This window comes from Halomonas urmiana (assembly GCF_005780185.1).
GTDB classification, from domain to species: Bacteria; Pseudomonadota; Gammaproteobacteria; order Pseudomonadales; family Halomonadaceae; genus Halomonas; species Halomonas urmiana.
In genome coordinates, this window is the sequence record NZ_VBUI01000034.1 from 25,926 (window position 1) to 34,883 (window position 8,958).

Here is an 8,958-nt window from a genome sequence, read left to right on the forward strand (position 1 = left end):
AGCCATAGCTTGGGGCGCGTGGGCGAAGCTGCTACTGCTACTGCTACTGCTACTGCTACTGCTACTGCCCCCCGTCCTGCTTGGCCCCTTCATCGGCCTGAGCGCCGTCCTGTGCCTTCTCCAGCGCCGGCAGCACCAGCACCCGACACGGGGCGTTCACCGCCACGTACTCCACGGTGGCACGGCGCAGTGGCCAGCGCCCGCTGCTGCCGCGGGACACCAGGATCATCAGGTCGGCACCGAGCTGAGCCGCCAGGCCCACCAGCTTCTCGCCGGCATTGCCGGCCAAGGCATGCAGGCTGGCGGTGCGATCCATCGGCAGGTACTTGCGCACCAGCAGATCCAGGGTCTTGCGGACCTCGGCTTCCTTCTCCTGCGGTGCCTCGTCTGTCACATGGGGGAAAAAGCCGCCGCCGCCGGGATGATAGACGCTGGCCAGGTGAAGCTCGCCGTCGTCGGCGAGCAGCTCCACGGCCGCTGCGATGGCGCACTTACCTTCACCATCGTCTTCCGGGTCAATGGCGAGCAATAGTTTCTGATACATCAGCGGTCTCCCGTTTCGGCGTAGCGAAGCCCTCCACCTCCGGAAAGGCTCTGCCCTGAACCAGCTCATCGACGCTGAAGCCGCGATAGTCTGCCCGCAGCGCCCGAAGCAGTGCGATGCTCATGAACACCAGCAGAATGCAGAAGGGAAGCCCCAGGGCGGTGATGACGTTCTGCAGGGCGTCCAGGCCGCCGGCCAGCAACAGCGTGGCGGCAATGCCGCCCTGCGCGACGGCCCAGAAAATACGCTGGCGCACCTGCGAGGGCTGATCATCGCGCCGGGTCAACAGATCGATCACCAGCGAGGCGGAATCCGACGACGTGGTAAAGAAGATCACGATAATGACTACGCTCAAGGCCGACGCCACGCTCGTCAGCGGAACGCCTTCCAGAAAGGCGAAGATGGCCACCGAGGGGTCCTGCTGCACCTGGGCCGCCAGCGACAGCTGGCCGCTCATTTCCCCCTGGATGGCCGAGAGCCCGAAGATGCCGAACCACACCAGCGTGAAGACCGTGGGGGCAAACAGCACGCCGCCTACGAACTCGCGAATGGTGCGTCCCCGCGAAATGCGGGCAATGAAGATGCCGACGTAGGGCGCCCAGGAAATGGTCCAGGCCCAGTAGAACAGGGTCCACTGCCGCTGCCAGTCGGTCTCCTTGTAGGTTTCGGTCCAGAAGGCCAGCCTGGGCAGGGCGCTGAGGTAGTCGCCCACGCTCTGCACCATGCCCTCGGCAATGAACACCGTGGGGCCGACAACACCCACGAACGCCAGCAGCAGCATGGCCAGGACGATATTGACCTGGGAGAGGCGGCGAACGCCCTTGTCCAGCCCGAGGGCGACCGAGATGGCGGCGATGCCGGTGATGACGGCGATCAGGCCGACCTGGACCAGTGGGCTGGTGGGCGCGCCTACCAGATAGTTCAGGCCGCTGTTCAGCTGCAGCGTGCCCAGCCCCAGCGAGGTGGCGACCCCGAACAGCGTGCCCAGCACCGCGATCACATCGATGGCCCAGCCCCAGGGCCCGAAGGCGCGTTCGCCCAGAATGGGGTAGAACAGGCTGCTGATGCGCATGGGGAGACCGTGGCGGTAGGCAAAGTAGCCGATTGCCAAGCCCGGCATGGCGAAGATGGTCCAGGTGTGCAGGCCGAAGTGGTACAGCGCGAAGGTCATGGCATCGCCGGCTGCCTGCTCCGAGCCTGGCGTGACGCCGTCGAAGGGCGGATGGGCGAAGTGGGAAATCGGCTCCGCCACGCCCCAGAACATCAGGATGGTACCGATGCCGGCGGCGAACAGCATGGTGAACCAGGTGAGGTTGGAGTAATCGGGGCGGCTGTCGTCGTCGCCCAGGCGGATATTGCCATAGCGGCTTACGGCCAGGCCGAGCAGGAAGATCAGCAGCACGCTGACCGCCAGAATGTAGAACCAGCCCAGTTTGGCGGCGACCCAGCCGGTGAGCAGGCCGAAATGGCTGGCGACGGCCTCGTCAAAGGGAATCGCGATGGCGACAAACAGCGCCGCTATGCCCGCCGAGGTGAAGAAGACTCCCGGTATGGTCTGCAATCCTAGCCGACGTTGCAGCCATGTCAGCACACGCGCCTCCGTTGCGTTGGAAAAGGCCAATGGCGGAGTCCTCACGCTACCATAGGGGATGCGGGGCTGCAGGCAGGCGGCCGTCGGCGCGAGGCATGCCCCGGCGCCTTGCAACGAGCGCCCGCCCGCCTAGGCGCCCGGTATCGGCCCTGTTTTTTCCGGAGAGCTCCATGTCCGTCATCGACCATCAGGGCGTCGCGATCGCCTATGAGGAGGCCGGCACGGGGCTGCCCATCGTGCTCGTCCACAGCTTCCTCGGCTCGGGCGAGATATGGCGCGCGCAGGTGCCGGTGTTGGCGGCGCAGCATCGCGTCATCAATGTCGATCTGCGCGGCCACGGCGGCTCCGGCCATCTTACCGAGCCATTTACGCTCTACGACGCCGTCGACGACGTCATCGTCGTGCTGGATGCCTTGGGCATTCAGCGGGCGGTGTGGTGCGGTCTTTCCATGGGCGGCATGGTGGCGCTGCGCGCGGCAATTCAACACCCGCAGCGCGTCGCCGGTCTGATCCTGATGGATACGGATGCCGGCGCGGAAAGCGTCTGGCACAAGGTGAAGTATCGCGCCATGGGGGGCGCGGTGAGCGCCTTCGGGGTCCGCCCATTGTTGCCGTTCGTGACCCGCCTGATGTTCGGCGCCGCCACGCGGCGCGACAATCCCGCGCTGGTCAGCGAGACCCGCGCCATGATGGGCCGGAATCACGTGCCCTCGGCGCTCAAGTGCCTGGCCGCGCTGATGCGGCGGGATTCGGTGGTGGGGCGCCTGCACGAGATCGACGTGCCGGCCTTGGTGGTGGTGGGCGAGGAGGACCGCATGCTGCCGCCGTCGCTCTCCCGTCGGATCCAGGCGGAGTTGCCGGACGCCCGCCTCACGACGATTCCAGACGCCGGTCACATGACGCCCATCGAACAGCCGGAAAGGGTCAACGCGGCCGTGCTGGCGTTTCTGGCGACACTGGCGCATCCCCGTCCCGAGGATGCGGCGGAGCCGGGGCCGGCCAAGCCAGCACCCGGGCGCGACGGGTACGACTGAGGGCTCGCACCAGGGTAGGGCGGTGACCGCTCGCGGCGTCACTCACGTATTGGCGACCTGAGCACGCAGCCAAGCGATCTCCTCGGCCCAGATCGCCGGCTCGACGGTTTCCAGCACCATGGGAATCTCGTCGATGCGCGGGTCGCGCATGAGGGTGGTGAAGGCGTCCAGCCCGATGTTGCCCTGGCCCAGGCTGTGATGACGATCGACGCGGCTGGCGAACTCGCTCTTGGCATCGTTCAGGTGCATGCCGCGCAGGTACGCAAAGCCCACGACCTTGTCGAATTCATCCAGCGTGGCGGTGCAGGCCTCCGGGGTGCGCAGGTCGTAGCCGGCGGCGAAGGCGTGGCAGGTATCGAGGCAGACCCCGACCCGCGATGTGTCATCGACCTGGTCGATGATCTCGGCCAGATGCTCGAAGCGCCAGCCCAGGTTGGTGCCCTGGCCGGCCGTGTTCTCGATCACCGCCGTCACGCCGCGCGTCTCGGCGAGCACCTGGTTGATGGAGTCGGCGATGCGGGTGAGGCACTCGCCTTCGCTGATCTTCTTCAGGTGGCTGCCGGGATGGAAGTTGAGCAGGGTGAGGCCGAGCTGCTCGCAGCGCTGGAACTCGTCGAGAAAGGCCGCGCGGGACTTCTCGAGCCCGGCGCTCTCCGGGTGGCCGAGGTTGATCAGGTAACTGTCGTGGGGAAGGATCTGCCCCGGGCCGAAGCCGTGTTTATCGCAGGCCGTGCGGAAGGCCTCGATGGCCTCGTCGGTCAGCGGCTTGGCTTTCCACTGGCGCTGGTTCTTGGTGAACAGGGCGAAGGCATCGGCGCCGATCTCCACGGCGCGCAACACCGCCTGATCGGGGCCGCCGGCGGCACTGACATGGGCTCCGAGGTATTTCACGCGGGATTCCTTCCGTCATGGTTTCGGTAAGGCCCTACCATAGCACTGCGACAACCAAACTCGACTTTGCAACCCGGCAAGGCCTCGCATAGGCTCAGGCGCCAAGGCTTCAATTCAGCGCCTTGAGCGTTACATAGCGCGGCACGCAGGGACTATCGCATGGATGGCGGAGGTCATCGCAACATGCCCGGGTAGGGGCGGTAGCGTGGCTGAATCCTGGGTATTACCGCTAGCCGAGCGGGCTTCGGACACCGGCAAAGCCCTTGCCCAGCACATGGGTGTAGATCTGTGTGGTTTCGAGACTCTTGTGCCCCAGTAGCTCCTGTACCGTGCGGATATCCGTGCCTTGGCTCAGTAACTGGGTGGCGAAGCTGTGGCGCAGCGTATGGCAGGAGCCTGGGCGTGGCAGCCCTGCAGCTTTCATCGCCTGTTTGACGGCCCTTTGCACTGCTGATGGATGGATATGGTGAAGCACCACCTTGCCAACCATGTCACAGCAGGGACGGCTGGCTGGAAAGAGCCACTGCCAGGCCAGGGAGACTCCCGCATTGGGATACTTTCGATCCAGCGCGTGTGGCAGTGTTACTGGCACGCGGCCATGATCGAGACGGACATCGAGGTGGCGTTTGGCTGTGGAGATTTGGTGCTGCAATGAAGAAATGCAGCTCGCCGGGAGCAGAGTGGTTCTGTCCTTGTCACCCTTGCCGGCTCTCACCGTAATAATCTGTCGTTCTACGTCGATATCCCGGACGCGCAGTCGGCACGTTTCGATCAGTCGCAATCCCGAGCCGTACATCAAGGTGGCCATCAGGTTCATGGGGCCAGATAGCTGGCTCAGTACACGCATGACGTCCTCATGGGATAGCACCACCGGAAGCCGGCGAGGTCGCCTGGCACGCGAGAATTCCCCGATATCCCCCAAGGGTTGATCGAGGACGTGACGATAGAGGAACACGAGGGCATTCAGCGCCTGATTCTGCGTGGCCGCCGCCACCTGGCGCTCCACTGCCAGATATTCCAAAAAGGCGCGTACCTCGGAGCCTCCCATGCTGGCGGGATGCCGTACGCCGTGGAAACGAATGAAATAGCGAATCCAGTAGCAGTAGGTCTTTTCGGTACGTGGGCTGTACCGCTTTACCCGCATGGTGGCCTTCACCCGGACCATCAGCTTCGGCGGTCTGCTTTGCGACTCCATACCGCCTCCCTCCCGATGCATGGATATGCATACAGTATTAATGGTACTGGCAAAACGTGCAAGCGCGCGAATTCTGTATAGGTGGCCGAGCTATGCTTCGGGTTTCGTCAAATCAATAAGTTAGGTGCTAAGAAGCGTGCTCGATAACGTTGTTGAACGCGCAGGCGCGTTCATCCAATATCAGAGCGTGCAGTCCAATCACTGTTATGCCTAAGGAGAGTTTTGATTGACTGACATAGTTTACTTGGTGACCCTTGTGCTTCTGCCTCTTCTTTTACCGGTATTGGTCGTTTCGGCAGTTTTGGGAAGTGGCTCTTGGATTATAGAGCGACTCAAGTCCACGCTGACGTTAGATGAAGAGCGAGGACTTGCCGAGCAAGGGCTGCTATGGGTCTCAATAATTTCTCCATTTTTATATTTTATCGCCTTAGGCGTAATCGCTTGGAGGGATTATTCGATCTCTTTGACAAGTGATGGATTGAGTGTGTTTTTTTCAATTAGCACGCTGCCTCTAGGCGCTTTATCTCTTTCATTACCATTGTCGGTTCTTGTGTCTCGCCTACATGCAACGAAACAAACAGCCAAGCAGATTAAGATTACAAATCAGAAAAATAACATCGACCTTTTTCATTCTCACAGAAAAGAGCTATTTGGTTATTTCGGCCAAATCGGTGAGGTTGAGTATCTTGATTGTTTGATCGGGAAATTCAAAGTACACCCAAGAGTTCACAAAAATTTCTTTATTGGTAAGCCTGAGGATGGCGTTCCACAAATAAATATAGACGCATTCGAAGATATTGAGAGAGAGTTGTCATCGGCTAGATGGGAATTGGATTCAATCATTCGAGACGTCAATCCGCAATTGACGTACAGTATTTATATCGCTAATTTCTGTAGCACAATTTATCGGTTAAGCGAAAAACTTGGGTTGCCGGAAATATACGTTGAGCTTGCTGAGCGCAGCATTCTCGTTCCAACGAAGCTCGAAGGTAAAGAGGAAATGGAGCTTTTAACCGTTGGTAAGACGACGGATGAAGCTGTTGCAGCATACAGGTATGCAAAGAGTTATTATCATAATCTTTGCGATTTTGCTGGCAAAGAGCCAGTTCATGCAGAAGATGATAATTTTAAGTATATAGAAATGGGTGGAAAGTTTAGAAAAGTAAAAGAAGAAAAAGTCATTGAAAGGTTGCACAAGAATGAAATCCAACAGGCTATCCAAGCTAAGGCATAACAATGCGCTGCTAGGGACAAACCTACGCTGCGCTTCGGTTTGCCCCAGAGCGCGGCGTTATACATAAGAAGAGAATCCAATGGAAAATGATCACCAAAAGCGAATAAAAGCACTGCTGTCTACTTATAGGCAGGCAATAATGATCCTCTTCTTGACAACATCAGCAATGATGCTTTCTGTCTTCGTCAGGGTTCGTGATATTCAATTTTTTGGTATTGAAATACCCAGCTATAGTCTTCCATCTGTAATTATGACTGGCGGTATGTTGTTAGCGGTTGCTTCATTTTTGAACAAGTATCTGGATAAACAGGTTTCAGTCATAGAGACTAAATCTGTTCAGAACAAGTCATCAGAAGAAATTCATCGATTAATTGACAAGCAACAAAAAGAGCAAAAAGGTGCTCTTCGAGAAATCGAAGATTTAAAATCTCAAGTAGAGAACCTTTTAAAGCACAAAGAAAAGGAACAGGCTAGTTGGCTAGGGGACGAAGAAAAAAATGAATTGGTTAATTCGCTAAAAAAACAAATAGCCGCCGCTGCTTCGAGTGATTACTTGAATGAAATTAAATTAGAGCTTGGAAAAGATATTGATGAATCCGCATCCAGTCGACTAGAAAAGCACTTCTTGGGAACAATGAAGCGATTATCTAATGAGATAAATGAGCTCGGTAAACGCGCAAAAGTTAATCTGATAATTGGTAGCGTTGCGGCCTTATCTGGTGTTTCTGTATTTGTCCTCTTTGTCTTAGAAAAAACCTCACCTGGCGCCGTAGATACATATCTAATTACAGATTTTGCGCCAAGAATATCACTGGTTATTGTCATAGAAATATTTGCTTATTTTTTTCTTGGGCTATATAAAAGCAACTTGTCAGAAATTAAATACTTTCACAATGAGCTTACTAATGTGGAAAGTAAATACTTAGCTCTAGAAGAAGCAATCGCCTTATCGGATGAAGATGCCCAGAAAGAAATTGTGAAGGAGATTTCGAAAACTGAGAGAAACTTTTTGCTAAAAAAGGGAGAGAGCACCGTAGCAACGGAAGAAAAACGAATGGCTCTTGAAGAAAATCGAAACACCATACAAAAACTTGCTCAAAATATGGGAAGTAAGTAGATGTATAACAAGATGGTCAACGGGACGCCAACTACGCTGCGCTCCGTTGTCGCCCGTTACCACCGGCGTTATGGGGATCGGTTTGCATGTGGTATTAGACGGAGTTGTAGGAAAAGGAGGTCGTGAAAAAATGTCATGGTTGCTATGGGTGCTTGGGATTGTTGGTTTCTTCTACCTCGTTGGTAAACTGACGTCCAAGCCGGAGAAGCCGGTTCTCTCTGTAACGACGAGAACGCGAACTGTAACGTATGACACGAAGCGAGATCAGTATCTGCCTTGGAGCGATGAACCCTATCATCACACCCATCTGTTCAAATTATTTGGTACGGATGCAGGGTTAGCATGGAATGATGGTGATGACATGGTTGATGTGTATTGCATATCCCGCTTTTCCAAAGGTGAGCCCCAGACTAAGGTTCATTCGCGTTTTTATTACGGAATTCAGGATAGGGTTTGGCATAACCCACCGAAGGGGGCTGCACACGAGTGTTTAAAAGAAATAAACAACGTCCTGAAATTAAAGAGTAAACCGTAGGCACCCATAACCAGTCATTCCAGTTCGTTACGGCCCTCATGGGCCTCCACCGGACGGCCTTTTCTCCGCTTCGCTGCGTAAAGACCGCCGCTGAATTTTGGCGTTATGTGCTCTCCTAGGAATCGATATGAGTTTTAAGTCTTGGCGAAGCTATTCGAACTTTAAACATAAAGTAGATACAAAGCAGCGCTTTATCTTAGATGAGGAATCTATAGAGTTTCTAAATTCTATAGTGAATACCTGTCAAGAACGTGAGCATAAAATTAAAAAGGACTCTATTGTTTGGCGCGCTCAGAACGGGCACTCATGGAGGCCATATTACCAGCATGACCCTGATACAGGCGAAGATATTCATGTGGATGACTTTCCTTGTCCTTTCCCTCCAAATCGTATGAAGCCATTATTGGATAGTGCGGCAGAAGGAAGAGCTAACTCAAAGGGAATTCCGCATCTATATGTTGCTACAGATAAAGAAACCGCCATGGCGGAAGTTCGTCCTTGGTTAGGGGCGATTTTAACAGTGGCTCATTTGAAAATAACCAGAGATCTTAAGATTCTCGACTTCTCAGTAGAGCACGGTAACAACAACTTTAAATTAAAGTTCATTTTCGAAGAGCCGTCTTATGAGGAAATTATAAAATCCGTTTGGTCTGATATAGATAATGCGTTTTCTAAACCTACAAAAGCTTCTGACTTAAAATCAGAATATGCGCCAACACAAATAATATCAGAGTTTATTAGGCTCTTCGTCGTTGGGTGTGGAATTCGCCCCCTGAGCTGGGCCAGGATATGACCTCCACTTGGACAGGAGGCTTGG

9 protein-coding genes are annotated in these 8,958 nt (G+C 55.4%); 5 read left to right on the plus strand and 4 right to left on the minus strand.

Features of this window, described 5'->3' with window-relative positions:
- Positions 1–61: 61 nt before the first annotated feature.
- Complete coding sequence (locus FEI13_RS17065; protein WP_138182719.1) at positions 62–544, minus strand: universal stress protein; 483 nt, start codon at positions 542–544, stop codon at positions 62–64.
- Entirely contained in the window at positions 516–2,165 is a 1,650-nt protein-coding gene (locus tag FEI13_RS17070; protein WP_240036556.1) for a BCCT family transporter, read from the minus strand. The genes FEI13_RS17065 and FEI13_RS17070 overlap by 29 nt, the downstream gene beginning before the upstream one ends.
- A gap of 140 nt (positions 2,166–2,305) precedes the next feature.
- Between FEI13_RS17070 and FEI13_RS17075 the strand changes: the two genes are divergently transcribed.
- Positions 2,306–3,169 carry an alpha/beta fold hydrolase gene (locus FEI13_RS17075; RefSeq protein WP_158294566.1) on the plus strand — a complete coding sequence of 288 codons (864 nt, stop codon included), beginning with the start codon at positions 2,306–2,308 and terminating at the stop codon, positions 3,167–3,169.
- Positions 3,170–3,211: 42 nt separating this feature from the next.
- On the opposite strand, the gene nfo is transcribed toward FEI13_RS17075, so the two are convergent.
- Together nfo and FEI13_RS17085 are read right to left on the minus strand one after the other, a co-directional pair.
- Positions 3,212–4,060, minus strand: coding sequence for a deoxyribonuclease IV (gene nfo, locus FEI13_RS17080; protein ID WP_138182721.1), 849 nt, complete (start codon positions 4,058–4,060; stop codon positions 3,212–3,214).
- Positions 4,061–4,289: 229 nt separating this feature from the next.
- The gene (locus FEI13_RS17085; RefSeq protein ID WP_138182722.1) at positions 4,290–5,255 is read right to left on the minus strand and encodes an integron integrase; all 966 of its coding nucleotides are present in this window, start codon (positions 5,253–5,255) and stop codon (positions 4,290–4,292) included.
- A 226-nt stretch (positions 5,256–5,481) separates the two neighbouring features.
- Between FEI13_RS17085 and FEI13_RS17090 the strand changes: the two genes are divergently transcribed.
- The 4 genes from FEI13_RS17090 to FEI13_RS17105 all read left to right on the plus strand — a co-directional run bounded on the left by FEI13_RS17090 (position 5,482) and on the right by FEI13_RS17105 (position 8,934).
- The gene (locus tag FEI13_RS17090; protein WP_138182723.1) at positions 5,482–6,489 is read left to right on the plus strand and encodes a hypothetical protein; all 1,008 of its coding nucleotides are present in this window, start codon (positions 5,482–5,484) and stop codon (positions 6,487–6,489) included.
- A 79-nt stretch (positions 6,490–6,568) separates the two neighbouring features.
- Positions 6,569–7,606: a hypothetical protein gene (locus tag FEI13_RS17095; protein WP_138182724.1), complete on the plus strand. Its 1,038-nt coding sequence runs from the start codon at positions 6,569–6,571 to the stop codon at positions 7,604–7,606.
- A 130-nt stretch (positions 7,607–7,736) separates the two neighbouring features.
- Entirely contained in the window at positions 7,737–8,141 is a 405-nt protein-coding gene (locus tag FEI13_RS17100) for a hypothetical protein (RefSeq protein ID WP_138182725.1), read from the plus strand.
- A gap of 127 nt (positions 8,142–8,268) precedes the next feature.
- The gene (locus tag FEI13_RS17105) at positions 8,269–8,934 is read left to right on the plus strand and encodes an RES family NAD+ phosphorylase (RefSeq protein ID WP_138182726.1); all 666 of its coding nucleotides are present in this window, start codon (positions 8,269–8,271) and stop codon (positions 8,932–8,934) included.
- Positions 8,935–8,958: the final 24 nt, after the last annotated feature.

What these genes read in the sequence shown, in the direction of transcription:
- FEI13_RS17065 (WP_138182719.1), bottom strand. Translation starts at nt 544, where the DNA reads ATGTATCAGAAACTATTGCTCGCCATTGACCCGGAAGACGATGGTGAA.
- FEI13_RS17075 (WP_158294566.1), top strand. Translation starts at nt 2,306, where the DNA reads ATGTCCGTCATCGACCATCAGGGCGTCGCGATCGCCTATGAGGAGGCC.
- FEI13_RS17085 (WP_138182722.1), bottom strand. Translation starts at nt 5,255, where the DNA reads ATGGAGTCGCAAAGCAGACCGCCGAAGCTGATGGTCCGGGTGAAGGCC.
- FEI13_RS17095 (WP_138182724.1), top strand. Translation starts at nt 6,569, where the DNA reads ATGGAAAATGATCACCAAAAGCGAATAAAAGCACTGCTGTCTACTTAT.
- FEI13_RS17100 (WP_138182725.1), top strand. Translation starts at nt 7,737, where the DNA reads ATGTCATGGTTGCTATGGGTGCTTGGGATTGTTGGTTTCTTCTACCTC.
- FEI13_RS17105 (WP_138182726.1), top strand. Translation starts at nt 8,269, where the DNA reads ATGAGTTTTAAGTCTTGGCGAAGCTATTCGAACTTTAAACATAAAGTA.